This window comes from Streptomyces sp. NPDC003327 (genome assembly GCF_053589515.1).
Genome location: NZ_JBSFSA010000004.1, coordinates 75,996 through 91,974 on the forward strand (window position 1 = coordinate 75,996; position 15,979 = coordinate 91,974).

A 15,979-nucleotide genomic window follows, 5' to 3' on the forward strand; every position below is an offset into this window, starting at 1 on the left:
GCGATGAGCCTGTTCGGAGACGGCCTGGACGCCGCGGTGCAAAACGCGTTCACCCGCCCGGTACCCAAGAACGCGGGCCCGCAGATGCGCTACCTGGTCAAACAGCTCGGCGGCACCAAGGCGGTCGCCCAGATGCTTCGCATCTCCCAGCGCACCGTCGAACGGTACGTGAAGAACCAGATCAAGAAGCCCCGCGCCGACCTCGCCGCGCGCCTGGAGCGCGAAGTAAGAAGACGCTGGCAACCCCAGATCCGGGCCAAGGCGAAGGCGAAAGCGGCGTCCACGGGCGGCATCGTCATCGACACCCGAGCCCGCATGGGCTACACCGCCCCGATCGGGTCGACGGACCAGGACCGCATCCGGCATCTGACCGTCGCCCTGCCCCCCGTCTACGCCGCCCGCCTCTTCCAGGCACAGGAGCAGGGCGCCGGCGACGCCGAGCTCCAGCAGATCACCGCCGAGGCCCTCAAGGAGGTCTACTTCCAGGACGGCGGCCGCCGCGCCGGCTCCCTGGAGGAGGTGCGCTTCACCGACATCGAGCACCTGGAATTCGACCTGTAAGCCCCGGCCCTACGCCGTGACGACGCGCTCCGCGCCGGACGACCACGCCGGCCGATCCGCCACGCCGCCGCCCGCACTCCGTCCTTTTCGGCCGGTAGGTCGCCGTCTTTCGGTCTCCAGGACGACCACGCCCGCGCCACTGCGTCTCCCTGCCGCCGCACAGACCCGACCTCCGGTTCTTGGCCGCCACGATGGCTCAGGAGTAGGTCATGGGGCACCCGTACCGCATGGAGTACTGCGCGGCGCGCAGGTAGAGAGCCACGTAGAAGGCCGCGTCCCGGTCCTCTGCCCACCGCCCCGGCCGTGCTCGGGCGACCCGCTCCGCCTCGCCCTCCAGGAACCACCTGCTCAGTGAGAGGTTCTCGCCCGCCGGTGCCGCATCCACGGGCAGTTCGACGGCGCCGGCGAGACGCTCGGCCAGGGCGAGTACCTGCGGGGCCCCGGCGACCACTGTCTCGTCGCCGGAGAACGCGGTGCCGACGGGCAGGACGATCTCCTCCTCGAGTGCGAAGGGCACCAGCACGCTCCAGTCGAGGAGAGTCGGCAGTTCCGCATCGGTCAGCCGCGTCCTGCACAGGGCCACGAAGCCGTCCATGGACGGGCTGACCTTCTCCTCGAACCAGCCCGGCTCCTCCCGTGCGGCGTGGCGGAGCTCGTAGGAGGGCAGCCCGCGCCGCTTCAGCTCGGCGTTCAACGCGGCGGCGACGTCCCCGTACCCGTCCTCCCCGGGCTGCGACCAGTCCTGCGCGGTGACACTCACGAGATAGAGACCCATGGTCGAAACGTACCGGCCGCCACCGACAACACCCCTGGCCCCTCGGCAACCGGCGGGGCACGCCGTGCAGCAGGGATCACCGGCACGCCCGCAGCGGCCTGGAGACTTGTCTTCCGACAACAGTGTGGCCTGTTCACTGTTTCCCGTGCGCGTACAGGTGTGGGACGCTGGGGGGACACGAGATCGGCCGCCGCTGCGGGCGGCGGCCCTTGGGATTCGGGAGTTGCCCCCACTCCGGGCACCCGGATCCCGCCATCGTCGTCCACCCCCTTTTCCTGGAACTCGGGGTGTTTCGTCTGTGGGCTCATCAACCCCCGGGAAGGGGGCGCGCCCAGCGTGAACGTCACTACTACGATCACCGGCACCAGCGCCCGCATCGCCCTGCACGGTGAGATCGACTTCTACACCCTGTCCCCGCTGCACACAGCCGTGAACGGGCTGCCGGTCCGCGTCGTCGACCTGTTGTGGGACCTGGAACATCTGTCCTTCACCGACGTGGCCGGCCTGCGCATGCTCTTCGGTCCCTCCCCCCAGGGCACCCCCCACTACAGGACGGCGGTGACAAACGTGCGGGATCAGCCCCTGCAACTCCTGCTCATCGCCGCCGGCCTGTTCCCCACCGCCTACGACCTCTCCCGTCTGATCCCCGACAGCCCCGCCGGTCTCACGGCCTACGGGCTCTGAGCCCCGGGCCGGGGCCCGCCCGGCGATGTATGGCGCGCCGTCGGTTACCTCCTGGACGTGGACGACAGCGGACGGGGCCGAGGGCGCGGCCGGGGCCGCGGCGAGGAGCCGGGCAAAGGCCGGGGACGTGGCAGGGGCGGCGACGACGGCTACGAACTCTTCGGCGACGAACCGCTGCTCACCGCCCACGTCCTGCTCGGCCTGGCGCTCCTCCTGCTGGGAACCGTCCGCCTCGTCTGGCGCCTCACGACGCCCCTGCCCCCCTGGGCGCCCACCCTCGGCGCCTCCGAGCGCCGCCTTGCCCACCGGACCGAGACCGCCCTCTACGCGGTGACCCTCGCCGTCCCGCTGTCCGGGCTCGCCCTGGTCGTCTCCGGTGACGAGGGACTGCTCGCCGCCCACGTCGCGACACATGTCGTCCTTTTCGTCGCCGTGGCCCTGCACATCGGGCTCGTGCTCAAGCACCAGTTCGTCGACCGCGACCACCTGCTGCGCCGCATGCTCTGACCTGCCGTCCCGGACACGGCAACGAGGGCGCAGGACAGGCGGGGCCGGTGGCCGCACGCATCGCCCCGCCCGGCAAGCGCCATGATCACGGCCGTCACCACCGGGCACGCCCGGCCGTCATCTTGGTGGCTCATCGGGAGGGCCGTCCCCTCAGGGCCGCCGTTCACGGGTGAGACGCCGACGGGTCCGCTCGGCGGACGTGATGTACGAGGCGACGAGCCCCGGCTCCCGGCGGGCGAGCTCGTGGTAGAGCGCGAGGGCGCGGGCGATGTCCTGCCGCGCGGGTCCGAACTCCGAGGAGGAATGGACCCGGATCGTGGCGCGGGCGTAGAGGGCGTAGGCGAGGTACGCCCTGTGGCCCGCACGGCCTGCCAGGGTGACGGCCTCCGACGCGATGGGCAGGGCTTCGTCGTACCGCGCCGCCTCGGCGAGGCGCAGTGCGTGGTCGGCGAGCGTCCAGGCCAGCAGGGGCTCGTGTGCCGCCGGGCCGCCCGGGTCCTCGTCGGCCAGACGGCGGCCGAGCGCGACCGCTTCCGTGGTGGTCTCCAGCGCGTCGTGGCGGCGAGGCTCGTCGTCCGCCGGGTAGTGGCCCACCGTCGCGAGGGTCCATGCCAGTGCGGGCAGCAGCGCCGGGTCGTCGGTGGCCAGGGCCCGGCTGAGGGCCGTGGCCCGGTCGAGGACCCGTCGTCCTTCCTCGGGATCCCGGCGATCGAGGAGGTACCCGCCCAGGAGGAGGAGCGCCCGCTGGAGCTTGGGCGCGTGCAGGGGATCGGTGCGGACCAGGGCCTCGGCCACCTCGACGCCCCGCCGCAGAGCGGCACCCGCCGTCTCCAGGCCGGCGCCCTGCCGCAGAGCACCGAGGAGAGGCAACAGCGTGCCCAACAGGGACTGACGGGCCGCAACGTCCCGCAGAGGTCCGTCCAGCAGGGTGACGGCCTCGTCCATCAGGGGCAGTGCCTCGACGCCGCGGTCGGCCGCCACCAGCGCCTCGCCGGCGGATGCCAGCAGCACGACGAATTCGGGGGAGCGGTCCGCCCCGCGGGCGTCCGGCAGGTCCCGCTGGAGGTCGACGGCTTCCAGCAGCGCCTCGACGGCCTCGTCGTTCCGGCGCACCGCCGACAGGCATCGGCCCAGGTGCTCCAGGGCGGTGGCCAGTTGGAGGACGCCGACGGTGGTCGTTTCCCGACCCTGGGCGCGGCGCAGGACGGCGACCGCCTCCCGCGCCCCCTCAAGGGCATGGTCCGGCAGACCTGCGGCGGTCAGGAACACACCGAGGAGCCGCAGCGTGTGGGCGAGCCGGGGCGCGTGCACGAGGGCGTTCTCACCATCGGCGCGCACCAGGCCCCGGAGCAGGTCCCGCGCTTCCCGCCCGTCTCGCACGGCCTCGTCCGCGCGGCCGGCCTCGTACCGGCGCGAGGCCCGGTTCGCCAGTGCCATGGCCAGGTCCACCCGCACCGGCGGGATGTCGTCGGCCGCCCGACGCCGCCGGGCGGTGTCCACCGCTTCCTCCGCGGTGACGGCGGCCTCTTCCGTCAAGCCGGCGTCGTTGAGGCGCAGGGCCAGGTTGTTCAGCCCGGTGGCGAGCGTGTGGAGGAAGGCTTCGGGCCGCTCGCCCGCCAGGCGCCGGTAGATGCCGACCGACTCGCGGGCGGCTTCCAGCGCTTCCGTCGTACGTCCTACGGCGTTGAGCTGATTGGCGTACGTGTGCAGGCCCATGGCCAGGTCCGCCGTGAAGGCGGCGGGGTCACGCTCTGCGAGCGGGCGGTACAGGTCCACCGTCTCGCGCGCGGCCCTCAGCGCTTCCTGCGGGCGTCCGGCGTTGTCGAGCTGGTTGGCGAGGGTGTTGAGGGACAACGCCAGTGGGGCGGCGAACGCCGCGGGCTCCTGGTCGTGCAGGCGCCGGTGGAGGGCGACGGCCTCGCTGCTGGTTTCGACGGACTCCTGCCACCGTCCGGACTCCCCGAGGTCGATGGCGTAGCTGTTCAGGGCGTGGGCCAGATCGGGAAGGTACGCGTCCGGGCGGGCCTCCGCCAACCGGCGCCGGATGTCCAGAGCCTCCTGCACGGCCCGGAGGGCCTCGGCGTACTGCCCGTTCGCACGCAGACAGCTGGAGTACGTGCCGAGGCTGCGGGCGTGGCCGGTCCGGAAGGCGTCGGGCCGCTCCTGGGCGAGGGCCCGGTAGCGCCGCACCGACTCTTCGCCGGCCTCCAGCGCCGGCCCGGGCCGGCCGCACTCCTGCTGCCAGATGGCGAGGTTGTTGAGGCCGTCGGCCAGCTCCGCCCGGGACGCGGAGGCGGCGTCGCTCCGGTCCTCGACGAGCGCGCGCCGGATGTCGACGGCCTCCCGGATGGCGGTCAGCGCCCGTTCGGGGCGGCCGAGTTCGCCCTCGGCGGCGGCGACGGCGTTGAGGGCATGCGCCAGCTCGGAGCGGTACACCGGGGCATCGGGGTCGTCGGCGGACCCAGCGACGAGCCGGCGGTAGCGGGAGACGGCTTCGTGGGCGGGCCCGATCGCCTCGGCACGGCGGCCGACGGAGCCGAGGGCGACCGACAGGTTGTGCAGGGACGCGGCCAGGTGCGGCAGCAGCGCGGGGGCGTCCGCCCCGTCCGCCGACCGCAGTCGGCGGACGGCTTCCTCCGCCACCTCGTACGCCTCCTGCCGGTGTCCCATGCCCAGGAGCCGGGCGCACAGCCTGCGCAACAGCAGGGCGAGTTCCGGCGGACAGCTCCCGTCCCGGTCCGCACGCTCGCGGTGGATGCCGGCCAGTCGGCGGGTGAGGTGCAGCGCCCACGGCGCGAGGTTGTGGCTGGAGACGGGGAGGCGGTCCTGCAGTGCCATGAGGTGTGCGGGATCAGTGCCGGAGTCGTCCGTGATCCGGTACAGCGCCGTCACCAGTGGCTCGGGCCGCTGCACCCGGGTGGCGAGGTCGACGGCGGCGGGCGCGAGCAGCTCCGGGTGCCGGGTGCACAGTGCGGTGAGCTCGGCGTCGAGGCGTCCGTGGTGCGCGGGGTGTTCGGCGGCCCGGGTGTGGAGGGTCAGCAGCCGGGTGGCCTGCGCTTCGGAGGCCCCGGCCAGGAGGCGGTCGGCGAGACGGGGGTCGGCGCGCAGGCGGCTGCCGAGGAAGTACTCGGCCAGGCGGTCCGGGCGGAGGGTGCCCCAGAGCTGGGACGGGTTCGGCGGGGGGTAGAGGGTGCCGATCCAGTCGCGGACGGCCCAGCGGACGTCCGTGGTCTGGCCGTCCAGGACGGGCACCCGTTGCAGCAGGGCGTCGGCCTCGTCCTCGTCGGCGGCGCCGCACAGGAACGCGGCGGCCAGGACGGCTTCGACACCCCTGCGCTTCCTCAGGCCCAGGTCGGCTTCGACGGCGATCCAGTGGCGGCGCTCGTAGTCGAGCAGCCGTTCCTCCGGGCGGTCGGCACCGGTGGTGCTGCCGGCCGGCTGGTGGGCGGCGTCGAGCAGGTCGACGAGCGCGGTCATGTGCAGCGTGAGCGCCACTTCCATGTCCGGCGGCCGGGTCCGGTACGGGAAGGAGCCTGCCACGCGCGCGGCCAGGGCGGTCCAGTCGTGGCGGTCCTGCCCGGGCACCTGCGGCAGGGCGCGGGCCAGGCTTTCCACGGCGTCGCGGTACGCCTCCGGCAGACAGGCCGGATCGGGCTGGAGCGGGGGCAGCGGCGTGACGGTGGCGTCGTACAGCTCCTCCAACCCGGTGGCTGCGGGCAGGTCGTACCACCAGTCGCCGTCGGTGCGGGCCAGCAGCAGCACCTTGAGCCGCACGGGTCCGGGGGCGGCGGCCGCAGCCCGCAGGAGGGCGGGCAGATGACCGGTGCGGGTCTCGGCGTTGTCGACCACGGCGAGCAGGGGAGTCTGCGTGTACCGCAGCAGCGCGAGCTCCTCGGCCGGGGCGTGCCGGCTGAGCCACAGAACACCCCAGGGCGTGTCGTCCGGCTCGTTGCCGAGGAGGCCGGTGAGACGGTGGGCAAGACGTGTCTTGCCCTGGCCCCCGGGTCCGTGCAGCAGCAGGATGCCGAGCCCCGGCGCCGCGCACCACTCCGCCAGCTCACGCAGCTCCCCGGCGCGTCCGCGGAAGGGCACCACAGCGCGGTGCGCATCCAGCAGAGCTGCGGGGGAGTTGGGCGCGGAGCGGGTCCGCGCGGTGAGATCGTCCCATTCCGCCAGCTTCCGCCGCAGCATCGCCCCGGGGTGTTCCGGCGGCACGTGGGTGACGACGGTGTTGCCGTCGCCGATCTGCGTGGGGCCGTGGAAGACTCCGTGGATCACGAGGCGGGGCCGTAGTGGATGACCATGTGGTTGCTGTTGCCGTTCTGTACCGGCCCGTTGAAGGTGCCGGAGACTCGTACACCGGTGTCAGGGCCCGTGGCCGGCACGGTCGAGCGCAGCAGTGCCTCCAGTTCGGTGACGGCCTCGGCACGCTCCTCCGGGGGTAGTTCCTGCAGCAGTGCGGCGAAGCGGCCGCTCCAGTACCCCGCGCGGTGCGCCGGGTCGGCGGCGTCCGCCTCATCCGCTCCCGCCTGCGTGGCGGCCGCCAGCCCGGCCTGGGCGGCGTCGAGGTGCTCCAGCTCCGCGCGTTGCCGCTGCTCTCCCACGCGCCGTGACCACCGGGCTGCCCAGGCCCGCATACCGGCCCAGGCGTCGGTTCCGGCCGCCTGCACCAGCGCCGCTCCCGCCACGGTGGTGAGCGCCGTCAACTCGTCCGGCCCCATCGTCATCCCCCTCGTCGTACATCGCCCCTACCGGAGGCCGACGGTAGCGCCGGTGCGGGGGCCTGCGTGCCCGATACCTGAGAATGGGTCAGAACATACGTCGTGCCGTGCCGGGCCGGGCGCCGGTGGCCGGCTCGGAGAGGCTGTCGAGGGGTTGTCGGCAGTCTGCCTCCGGCTCTTTGTGAACATCAGCCTCGTACTTCGGCCGGCCCCTCCCGCACATGACGAGCGTGCTTCACGATCCGTGAGCAACGTCAGGACGCGAAGGCGAACAATCGCAGCCGGCCTGGCCGGGGGAGCTGCGGCTGTGCGTGGACGGCGTCCGCCGGGAAGCGGGTTTCGCGAGGCTCGGGGCTCGGAGATCACCCACCGCGCCTCGCGGCGCGTGACTTCCTGGCGGCGCCGCTCCTCCGCGTCCTGCCGCTCCGGCTCCCGCATCAGCCTCCGGCGACGCGGCCGAAGTCGACGGCCAGGGCGGCGCTCAGAAGCACGGTGTGCGTGCCGCTGAGCGCCGCCCGGTCGTCCTCGCTCATGCCCGGCCTGTCGGATCATGCTCCAGCACGGCCTCCGGCTCCTGCGCCTGGGACGGCTTCGCTGCCGGGCGCGGCTCGTCGGGGTTGCGGCGCTTGCTGATCCAGGCGGCCACGGGTTCGGTGTAGCGGGGCACGCGGGCTAAGCCCGGTGAAGTGAACGTAGGCCGCAGGTACGGCGGGTCGGGAGACCGAACGATATCGGCACCGCGAACTCGGCAGCTACGCAGTTTCCGCACCTGGCCAGCTCCGTGACCAGCAGTTACGGGACAGCCCTTACTGATCTTTTCGTTAGTTCTGTGGGCCTGGTGGGTGGAGGGTGAGGCCGGTGTGGGTAAGGAAGGACCAGGGCAGTTGGGGGTTGGTGTTGATGCGGTGGATGCCTTGTTCGGTGGCGTCGGCGACATCGGCGAGGTGGTCGCCGGCGAGGTTGGCGAGCTCGCGTTTCTTCAGCGAGGACCACAGCAGTTCCACCGGGTTGAGCTCAGGTGCGTAAGCCGGTAATCGCTCCAGGGTGAGCCAGTGCTGCTCGGCGACCCAGGCTCGCATCGCCCGGCTCCAGTGAGCCGACAGCCCGTCCCAGACCAGCACCACTCGCTCGCCGTTGTAGAACGTCTTGAGCTGTTCCAGGACCTCGATGAGTGCGGCGGTGTCGTAGCTGCCGGGCTTGAGGTGGAAGCACAGCCGAGGACCTCGGTCCGGGTCGGCGGCGTGGTAGCCGAGGGCGCCGGCCATGGAGGCCCGCTTCCAGTTCAGCCGGTGCCGCAGGAACGGGGTGCGGCCGCGGGGCGCGTAGGTGCGGCGGACCTGCGGCAGCAGCGACACTCCTGATTCGTCGAGGAACACGATCCAGGCACGTGTGTTCACGGCCCCTTTTTGATCCGCGGCCACTCGTGAGCGATCCAGCGGGCGATCTCCGACTCGTCCCTTTCGACCGCCCGCCGTTCGGGCCGCTGCAGACTCCATCCGAGCCGGCCGGTCAGCAGCCGCCACACCGAGGCCCGCGACAAGACCACTCCGGTCACCCGCTCGACGACCAGTCCGACCCGTTCCAGGGTCCACAGATCGGCCTCGAAACCATGGGCCTGGGCGCCTTGCTCCAGCGCGGCCCGCACCCGCTCGACCTGGGCATCGTCCAGCTTGGGCGGACGCCCGGTGGCAGGACGCCGGCGCAGAGCATCGGCGCCGTTCTTCTCCCAGACCCGTTTCCACCGCCGCACGCTCTCCTCGCTGACCCCGAGCATCCGGGCGATCTCGGCGTTCGAGTGTCCCTGCTCGAACAACTCGGCCGCCCGCACACGCCGGGCCTCGGACAACTGCGGCCGGGTCAAAGGCGGAACAACAGACGAAGGCTTGAAAGGCACCACATCAGGATCCCACCAACGAAGCCGTCAAACCCACAGAACTAACGAAAAGATCAGTAGTCGGGGTCGTAGCGGTACCCCCGTGCCTGCTTGGCGGCGGGCACGGGACATGCTCCGGTGAGCGGGGCGAGGCGCTCCACCGCGCCCCCCTGCCCCAGCCGAATCACGGCGCACTCACGCATCAAAATTCCTTCCCTCGTCCCGCCTCGAAGATCGATGACGACGCAACCGTCGGCCAAGGATTTCTCGCGCTTTCCGTGAGCCGGACACCAGCAAGTACGCAATCCAGGACGACAGTCGAAGCGATGGCCGGATCGGATTTATCCCGGAGCGGCCCGTCAAGCCATCACTGCACGTCACTCCGGAGGAGACGGCCGGAAACCTCGCCGCCGCAGTCCGCAGCACGTGTCTCGAAAAAACCGCGCACACCGAAAACGGCGTCGCTCATACCCCGGACGTGCAGGACTATGACCGACCGCTCGGGCTATTTCCGCATAACCGCAGGTGAAGCATCCTCAACATTCAGCGGAAGCGCTTCGCCGAATGGCTTGCGAGTGCCGTTGCCGGAGGAAATGCACGCACCTAGCTTTGTGCACCGCGTCGGCGCGCCCCGCTCGACAGGGCGGAGGGGCGCCGGCACCTGCACAAGAACGAACCAGTCCTGTTCATCCCACGACGAAAGGTATGACGATGGCCTACGAGCGTCCCACTCTCACCAAGGTCGGCGACTTCCAGAAGGTCACCGGACTGGCCGGCCAGGGCAGCCCCGACCTGCTGGGCGGCCACAGCCTGCTCTGATCCGATACGCCCCTCGGCCCCGGGCTGTCCGACTCCGCCGGTTCGTCCCGGGGCCCGTCGGGACCTCTGCGTGGGCGGCGTACCGCGCCGCCCACGCTCGTCCCCCCGTACCGCTGCTGAGACCGCATCGACCAAGAGAGGCCTGTGCATGGCGACCGGTACGTCACTACCCCCGGGGGCGCGTTGGTTCGTGGTCCTTCCGGACACCGACGCCGTCGCGGCGCTGGCCGCACCGGTACGCGCGCGTGCCGCACAGGAGATCAGGCACGCCTCGGGCCGGCCCTGGCTGCTGGGCTGCTGGCCGGAGGACAGCGCCACGACGGCGGCCCTCGGACGGACCCGGTTGTGCGTGCTGGGACAGCACGCGGTGACCGAGCGGGAGGCGGCTCGCGCCGCCGGCGCCGCATCCCCCGGAGCGGCCGAGCGACTCGCCCGTACCTGGCCCGGCAGTCACCATCTGCTCGCCAGCTTCGACGGCGACATCCTGGCCCTCGGCACCGTCACCGGTGTGCGCGGCCTGTTCGTGGCACGGGCTCCCGGCGCGGACGGCGCGTGTGTCGCCGCCGACCGCGCCGACGTCCTGGCCGACCTGGTCGACGCGCGGCTGGACGAGGGACGGCTGGCCGTGCACCTCCTCAGCCCCGGGATCCTGCACCCCCTGACGGCACAGACGGTGTGGCACGGCGTCGACGTGGTGCCCGGCGACCACCGCCTGACGCTCGACCGCGACGGGCACGCCCGTACGAGTCGGCACTGGTCGCCGCCGCCGGCCGAGCTGTCGCTCGCCGAGGGCGCCCGGCTGGTCCGCGACCGGCTGGCCGACGCGGTCGCCGTACGCGTCGCGGGCGCCGGACCGGTCACCGCCGACCTCGGGGGCGTCGACTCCACCGCGGTGGTCTGCACCGCAGCGCGCCAGGGAACGAAGATCGTCGCCTACACGGCCGCCGTCCACGACGTTTTGGGCGACGACGTCACCTACGCACGGCGCACGGCGGAGGCGCTCGACGTGCTGGAACACCACGTGGTGCCCGCGACCTCCGTGCCCCTGACGTTCGACGGCGTGCACGAGCTCGACGACCCGCTCGACACCCCGTCGTTGTACTCCGTCAACCGCCACCGGCGCATGTACATCATCGAACGGGCAGCAGAGCGAGGCTCCGCGCTGCACCTGAGCGGAATGGGCGGCGACGAACTCTTCAGCGGCGCCAGCGCCCACGTGCACGGCCTGCTGCGCCGGCATCCCCGTACGGGCTGGCGGCACACCCGAGGCTTCCTCACCAAGCACCGGTGGTCCCGCCGGACGGCATGGCGGCAATTGCTCGACGGCCGCTCCTACGGCGCCTGGCTGGACCAGGTGGCCCGCGACCTCACGCTGCCCCAACCACCCATGTCGGTGCCCCTCTTCGCGTGGGGAACCCCGCCACGCCTGCCTCCCTGGGCCACCGGCCGGGCCGTCGAGGCCGTGCGGGACCTCATCCGGACGCACGCCCGGGAGACGGAGCCGCTCGGCAGCGGACACGGCGTGCACCGCGAGCTGGCCACCATGCGCACCCTCGCCCGCTTCGCACGGCACGTACAGCAGATGTCCGAGCCCCTGGGCGTCACCTTCGCCTCCCCCTACTACGACGACCTGCTGGTCGAGGCGGCGCTCGCGGTCCGGCCCGAAGAACGTGTGACCCCCTGGCGGTACAAGCCGCTGATCGAGGAGGCCATGCGCGGCGTCGTCCCCGACGCCAGCCGCCGACGCACCACCAAGGCCCACGCGGCCTTCGAGGAGGAGACCGGGCTGCGCAGGCACCGCTCCTCGCTCCTCGCCCTGTGGAACGACGCCCGACTGCACGACCTGGGCCTCATCGACGCCGAGGCCGTCCGTGCCTGGTGCCGCCGTCCACTCGCCGCCGACCTGGAGAGCGCACTGCTGCACGCCACCGTCGGCTGCGAGGTCTGGCTGCGTACCCGGGAGAACTCCGCCGGCCGAAGGGGCCGGCCCCGAACCGACACAGGAGGCATCTCCGCATGACCATGACCCTGCGCCACGGCGTGGTGACGGCCGACACCGAGTACGGGATGGCCCTGCTCGACCAGAACAGCGGCGAGTACTACACCCTGAACCCCACTGCCGCCGTGATCGTGCGCGCCCTCCTCGACGGCACCACCACCGACCAGGCGGTGAGCGCGCTCACCGACCAGTACGACGTGAGCGCCGAACAGGTCGAGGAGGACATCGCCCGCATCCTGCAGGAGCTGCGCGAGGCCCGGCTGCTGGCCGGGTGAGTCCTGACGCGCCCGGCGCTCGCTTCGTCGTCGTGGCCCCGCCCGCCGTTCTCCTGAGTGCCGCCGGGCCAGTCATCTGCACGCGCTCGCCTCATCGCCGTCAGGCACCGCCCGTCGCTCCCGCGAGTGCCGCCCGGTCCGGTTTCCGTCCGCGTCCGCCGTCGTGCCCGGCCCGCATCCGTCTCGTGTCCCAAAGGGGAGAGCAGTGTCCACATCGCAAGTCGTCCCGTACGACCCCCGGTCGGTTCCGCTCGGCCGGCGGCTGGAGACCCGGCTGGTCGTCGTCTGCGCCCATGTCCTCGCACGGCGGTCCCCGGCCGGCATCCGCGACGTACTGCGGCGGCTGCGCAAGGGGGCCCGGCCGGCGACGCTCGCCGAGGCCGCCCGTGCCCGCGAGACGGTCCTGGCCGTCAGTCTCGCCGCCGGAGGACAACAGGGCTGCCTTGCCCGGTCACTGGCCACCGTGCTGCTGTGCCGCCTGCACGGCCAGTGGCCGACCTGGTGCGTCGGCGTGCGGACCCAGCCCCCGTTCGCCGCGCACGCCTGGGTGGAGGCCGAAGGGGTCCTCGTCGGCGAAGGAGCTCCGGCCGACTACTTCCAGCGGTTCTTCACGGTGGACTGAGCCCAGGTGGCCCCCACCTCGCACTTCGCGGAACCTCCCCTGCGGCCGCCCGCGCCCGCGCCCGGACCGACGGACCGCGACACCCCGTCCCCGGTGCCTGCCGGCGAGGAGCCCGCACCGCCGAAGCCCGCGCCGAGCGGTTCCCCGACGGCAGGCGGCGCACACCACGGGACAGCCGCACGCGACGCGCGGGCGCGACCGTGGCTCGTCCTCACGCACCTGCGGCCGCACCGCCCCGGAATCCTCCTGGGCACCGCGCTGTCGCTGGCGGGAAGCCTGCTGGCGCTCGCCCAGCCGCTGGTGGCCAAGCAGATGGTGGACGCCCTCGACCGCGGGAGCCCCGCGATCGGAGCACTGGTCCTGCTCAGCGCCCTCGTCATCGCCGGCGCCGCGACCGCCGCACTGGGCCAGTACGTGCTGGAGCACACCGCCGAATCGGTCGCCTGCACGGCGCGCCGACGCCTGTCGGAGCACATCCTGCGCCTGCGCCTGCCCGAGCTCGCCCGCACCGAGCCGGGCGAGCTGATCTCCCGGGTGACGTCCGACACCACGGTGCTGCGCCAAGTCGCCACCCGCTCGATCGCCTCGGCGGGCAGCGGCCTGCTGGTCGTGGTGGCGGCGCTGGTCCTCATGGCACTGCTGGACCCGGTGCTCCTGAGCATCACCCTGGTCACCATCGCGCTGATCGGCGCGACCGTCGCCGCCGCCGTCCCGCACATCGCGCGTGCCGCCCGCCAGGCCCAGGAGGCGGTCGGCCGCATGGGCTCCCTGCTCGAACGCACCCTGGGCGCGCTCCGCACCGTCAAGGCGTCCGGTGCCGAAGGCCGGGAGACGGCCGGTCTGCACCGAGCGGCCGAGGACGCCCGACGGGCCGGCACCAGGGCCGCCCAGTGGCAGGCCCTGTCCGCCACCACCTCCACCGTCGCCGTACAACTGTCCTTCCTCGTTGTCCTGGGCGTGGGCGGGGCGCGCGTGGCGACGGGAGCCATCAGCGTGTCGACCCTCGTCGCGTTCCTCCTCTACGTCTTCGCCCTCGCCCCCCGCGTGGGGCAACTCGTCGAGGCCGTCGGCCTGCTGCAGGCGGGATCGGCCGCCGCCGCCCGTATCGACGAGGTCCACGCCATGGACACCGAACCCGCCGGTCCGCCTCAGGACACGGCGCCCATGCCGGAGCTGCGCCGACCGGTCGGCGTCGCCTTCCAGGGTGTGCGCTTCGCCTACGACCCCGAAGCCCCGCCCGTGCACGAGAACATGACGTTCACCGTGCCACCCAGGACCACCACGGCCCTGGTCGGCCCGTCCGGAGCGGGCAAGACCACCGTCTTCTCCCTCCTCGAACGCTTCTGCCAACCGGACCGTGGCCGCATCCTCCTCGACGGCGAGGACATCGCGCGTCTCCCGCTGCCCCGACTCCGCGCCCTCATCGGCTACGTCGAGCAGGACTCACCGATCCTGTCCGGCACCCTGCGGGACAACCTCCTTCTCGGCGCCCCCGACGCCGACGAGGCACAGGTGCGCGACGTCCTGCGCCGCACCCGCCTGGACTCCCTGGTGGCGCGCCTGCCCGAAGGGCTCGACACACCCATCGGCCACCGCGGCAGCACACTGTCCGGTGGCGAACGGCAGAGAGTGGCCATCGCCCGCGCCCTCCTGCGCCGCCCGGGACTCCTGCTCCTGGACGAGGCCACCTCCCAGCTCGACGCCGTCAACGAAGCCGCCCTGCACGAGACCCTCGCGGACATCAGCCGGACCACCACCGTTCTGGTGATCGCCCACCGGCTGTCGACGGTGACCACGGCCGACCAGATCCTGCTGCTGGAATCCGGGCGCGTACGGGCTGCCGGCACCCACGCGCGGCTTCTGGCGACCGACGGCCTCTACCGTCGCCTCGCAGCCGCGCAACACCTCGCGTGAGAGCGCGGCGTGGCGAGCCGACCCCCCGGGGCGGCTGCGGGGAGGCTATGGGGCGAACAGCCTGTGGGAGCCGGCGGTGCCTATGCGTTCACGTCGAGACGCACGAGCGCGCCGATCTCCACGAGTTGGTCCGGCAGCGCCAAGTCGGAAACGCCCATGACCGTGCTGGCGGGCCGGTGCTCCCCGAAGTACTCGGCGTGGAGGCGTGCTGTCGTGTCGAAGTTCTCCCGCAGCTTCCTCACGAGAACGGTCGTCTCCACTATCTGGCTTCGCTCGGCCCCGAACTGCCCCAGCACCCGGTCCAGGTTTTCGAGCGTGGTGCGGACCTGCAGTTCGAAGTCGTCGGCACCCACGAAGTTGCCGTGACGGTCGTGAGACAGCTGCCCCGACACATACACCGTGTCACCGACCTGGGTTGCCTGGCTGTATCCGTACAACGCCTCCCACGGCATACCGAATCCGAATACCTTCATCTGAGAACTCATGACTCACTCCCTTGGTACGGCGCGCGGAACCATCAGTTGCCGACAGGTCCCTTGCGAGGAGAAGGTACGGGTCCGTACAGACGATGTTTGCCCGGTAGCGCCGCCTCAGTGTTCTCTGCGCGCACACATTCGGCTGCGCTGACGTCCCTTCGGGCGGGCGGTGTGATGAGGGGACAACTACGCCGACGACAAGATGCCCTGCCTTGTCACCGCACCCGTCGGCGAGCCAGTTTCACCCTCCAGCAGAGCCACCAAGCTCCGCTGAGGTCTGAGGGCAGACCACGCTGAGATCGACACCATCGAGGCCCTGGGGGCTTTGGGTCGCGCCAGACCTGCGTGGTTTCGGAGCGGGAGCCCGGGGCGGTGATTGTCGAGGCGGTCCGGTCCGAAGGCTTGGTTGTCGGCGTGCCGCCGAGGGTGTGGCAGGGTGGTGGGAGTGTGGGCCTCCGAGGCCCGTGAACGTGAGAGAGGTATGCCGTGAACGAGGCTGAGCTCAGGGCGCTGTTCGACGAGATCGACACGGATGGCGACGGGCGGATCAACATCGTGGAATTGGCGGAGGGCTTCAAGGCCGAGGGCGCCCACGGGCACCTCGCGGAAGAGGTCAAGAAGGCCATGACGGCCGACGCGAACCACGACGGCGTCCTCGACTTCGACGAGTTCCGCACCCTGCTGAAGTAGCGTCAGGCGTGAAAGCCCGGGGTGTCCGAGGCCTGCGGACGGGCGGCCGGACGCCCCGTGGCG

The 15,979-nt window shown here is 72.1% G+C and carries 16 protein-coding genes; 9 read left to right on the forward strand and 7 right to left on the reverse strand.

The window, feature by feature from the left end; translation table 11 throughout:
- The first annotated feature begins 3 nt into the window (after positions 1-3).
- Positions 4-561 (forward strand): telomere-protecting terminal protein Tpg, encoded by a 558-nt coding sequence (tpg, locus tag ACWDVG_RS05065; protein ID WP_451696318.1) that lies wholly within the window; start codon positions 4-6, stop codon positions 559-561.
- Positions 562-757: 196 nt separating this feature from the next.
- Here the strand turns inward: tpg and ACWDVG_RS05070 are convergent, their stop codons facing one another.
- The gene (locus ACWDVG_RS05070; RefSeq protein ID WP_451696319.1) at positions 758-1,336 is read right to left on the reverse strand and encodes a hypothetical protein; all 579 of its coding nucleotides are present in this window, start codon (positions 1,334-1,336) and stop codon (positions 758-760) included.
- A gap of 336 nt (positions 1,337-1,672) precedes the next feature.
- Here ACWDVG_RS05070 and ACWDVG_RS05075 point away from each other — a divergent pair, with 336 nt between their 5' ends.
- Complete coding sequence (locus ACWDVG_RS05075) at positions 1,673-2,020, forward strand: STAS domain-containing protein (protein ID WP_451696321.1); 348 nt, start codon at positions 1,673-1,675, stop codon at positions 2,018-2,020.
- 57 nt (positions 2,021-2,077) lie between these two features.
- Positions 2,078-2,527 carry a cytochrome b gene (locus ACWDVG_RS05080; protein WP_451696323.1) on the forward strand — a complete coding sequence of 150 codons (450 nt, stop codon included), beginning with the start codon at positions 2,078-2,080 and terminating at the stop codon, positions 2,525-2,527.
- Positions 2,528-2,677: 150 nt separating this feature from the next.
- Here the strand turns inward: ACWDVG_RS05080 and ACWDVG_RS05085 are convergent, their stop codons facing one another.
- The 5 genes from ACWDVG_RS05085 to ACWDVG_RS05105 form a co-directional block, all read right to left on the reverse strand.
- Complete coding sequence (locus ACWDVG_RS05085) at positions 2,678-6,805, reverse strand: tetratricopeptide repeat protein (protein WP_451696325.1); 4,128 nt, start codon at positions 6,803-6,805, stop codon at positions 2,678-2,680.
- The gene (locus ACWDVG_RS05090) at positions 6,802-7,254 is read right to left on the reverse strand and encodes a hypothetical protein (RefSeq protein WP_451696327.1); all 453 of its coding nucleotides are present in this window, start codon (positions 7,252-7,254) and stop codon (positions 6,802-6,804) included. Before ACWDVG_RS05090 ends, ACWDVG_RS05085 begins: the two co-directional genes overlap by 4 nt.
- An 815-nt stretch (positions 7,255-8,069) precedes the next feature.
- The gene (locus ACWDVG_RS05095; RefSeq protein ID WP_451696329.1) at positions 8,070-8,645 is read right to left on the reverse strand and encodes an IS630 family transposase; all 576 of its coding nucleotides are present in this window, start codon (positions 8,643-8,645) and stop codon (positions 8,070-8,072) included.
- Positions 8,642-9,145 carry an IS630 family transposase gene (locus ACWDVG_RS05100; RefSeq protein ID WP_451696331.1) on the reverse strand — a complete coding sequence of 168 codons (504 nt, stop codon included), beginning with the start codon at positions 9,143-9,145 and terminating at the stop codon, positions 8,642-8,644. Before ACWDVG_RS05100 ends, ACWDVG_RS05095 begins: the two co-directional genes overlap by 4 nt.
- Before the next feature lie 50 nt (positions 9,146-9,195).
- Complete coding sequence (locus tag ACWDVG_RS05105) at positions 9,196-9,324, reverse strand: hypothetical protein (RefSeq protein WP_451696333.1); 129 nt, start codon at positions 9,322-9,324, stop codon at positions 9,196-9,198.
- A gap of 508 nt (positions 9,325-9,832) precedes the next feature.
- Between ACWDVG_RS05105 and ACWDVG_RS05110 the strand changes: the two genes are divergently transcribed.
- From ACWDVG_RS05110 to ACWDVG_RS05130, 5 genes are all read left to right on the forward strand, one after another.
- Positions 9,833-9,940 (forward strand): keywimysin-related RiPP, encoded by a 108-nt coding sequence (locus ACWDVG_RS05110; protein ID WP_165995458.1) that lies wholly within the window; start codon positions 9,833-9,835, stop codon positions 9,938-9,940.
- Positions 9,941-10,130: 190 nt separating this feature from the next.
- Positions 10,131-11,960 (forward strand): asparagine synthase-related protein, encoded by a 1,830-nt coding sequence (locus tag ACWDVG_RS05115; RefSeq protein WP_451696335.1) that lies wholly within the window; start codon positions 10,131-10,133, stop codon positions 11,958-11,960.
- Positions 11,957-12,214, forward strand: a complete 258-nt coding sequence (locus tag ACWDVG_RS05120) for a lasso peptide biosynthesis PqqD family chaperone (protein WP_451696337.1) — start codon at positions 11,957-11,959, stop codon at positions 12,212-12,214. Before ACWDVG_RS05115 ends, ACWDVG_RS05120 begins: the two co-directional genes overlap by 4 nt.
- Before the next feature lie 205 nt (positions 12,215-12,419).
- Complete coding sequence (locus ACWDVG_RS05125; protein WP_451696338.1) at positions 12,420-12,836, forward strand: lasso peptide biosynthesis B2 protein; 417 nt, start codon at positions 12,420-12,422, stop codon at positions 12,834-12,836.
- Positions 12,837-12,842: 6 nt separating this feature from the next.
- Positions 12,843-14,750, forward strand: coding sequence for an ABC transporter ATP-binding protein (locus ACWDVG_RS05130; protein WP_451696340.1), 1,908 nt, complete (start codon positions 12,843-12,845; stop codon positions 14,748-14,750).
- 80 nt (positions 14,751-14,830) lie between these two features.
- Here ACWDVG_RS05130 and ACWDVG_RS05135 read toward each other — a convergent pair whose 3' ends face one another.
- Positions 14,831-15,235, reverse strand: a complete 405-nt coding sequence (locus tag ACWDVG_RS05135; RefSeq protein WP_451696341.1) for a RidA family protein — start codon at positions 15,233-15,235, stop codon at positions 14,831-14,833.
- 477 nt (positions 15,236-15,712) lie between these two features.
- On the opposite strand from ACWDVG_RS05135, the gene ACWDVG_RS05140 reads away from it, so the two are divergent.
- Positions 15,713-15,916 (forward strand): EF-hand domain-containing protein, encoded by a 204-nt coding sequence (locus ACWDVG_RS05140; protein WP_189954746.1) that lies wholly within the window; start codon positions 15,713-15,715, stop codon positions 15,914-15,916.
- The last annotated feature ends 63 nt before the right edge of the window (positions 15,917-15,979 follow it).

Excerpts from the sequence above, each read along its gene's own strand:
- ACWDVG_RS05090 (WP_451696327.1), bottom strand. The coding sequence starts at position 7,254 with ATGACGATGGGGCCGGACGAGTTGACGGCGCTCACCACCGTGGCGGGA.
- ACWDVG_RS05105 (WP_451696333.1), bottom strand. The coding sequence starts at position 9,324 with ATGCGTGAGTGCGCCGTGATTCGGCTGGGGCAGGGGGGCGCGGTGGAG.
- ACWDVG_RS05110 (WP_165995458.1), top strand. The coding sequence starts at position 9,833 with ATGGCCTACGAGCGTCCCACTCTCACCAAGGTCGGCGACTTCCAGAAG.
- tpg (WP_451696318.1), top strand. The coding sequence starts at position 4 with ATGAGCCTGTTCGGAGACGGCCTGGACGCCGCGGTGCAAAACGCGTTC.
- ACWDVG_RS05070 (WP_451696319.1), bottom strand. The coding sequence starts at position 1,336 with ATGGGTCTCTATCTCGTGAGTGTCACCGCGCAGGACTGGTCGCAGCCC.
- ACWDVG_RS05135 (WP_451696341.1), bottom strand. The coding sequence starts at position 15,235 with ATGAGTTCTCAGATGAAGGTATTCGGATTCGGTATGCCGTGGGAGGCG.
- ACWDVG_RS05120 (WP_451696337.1), top strand. The coding sequence starts at position 11,957 with ATGACCATGACCCTGCGCCACGGCGTGGTGACGGCCGACACCGAGTAC.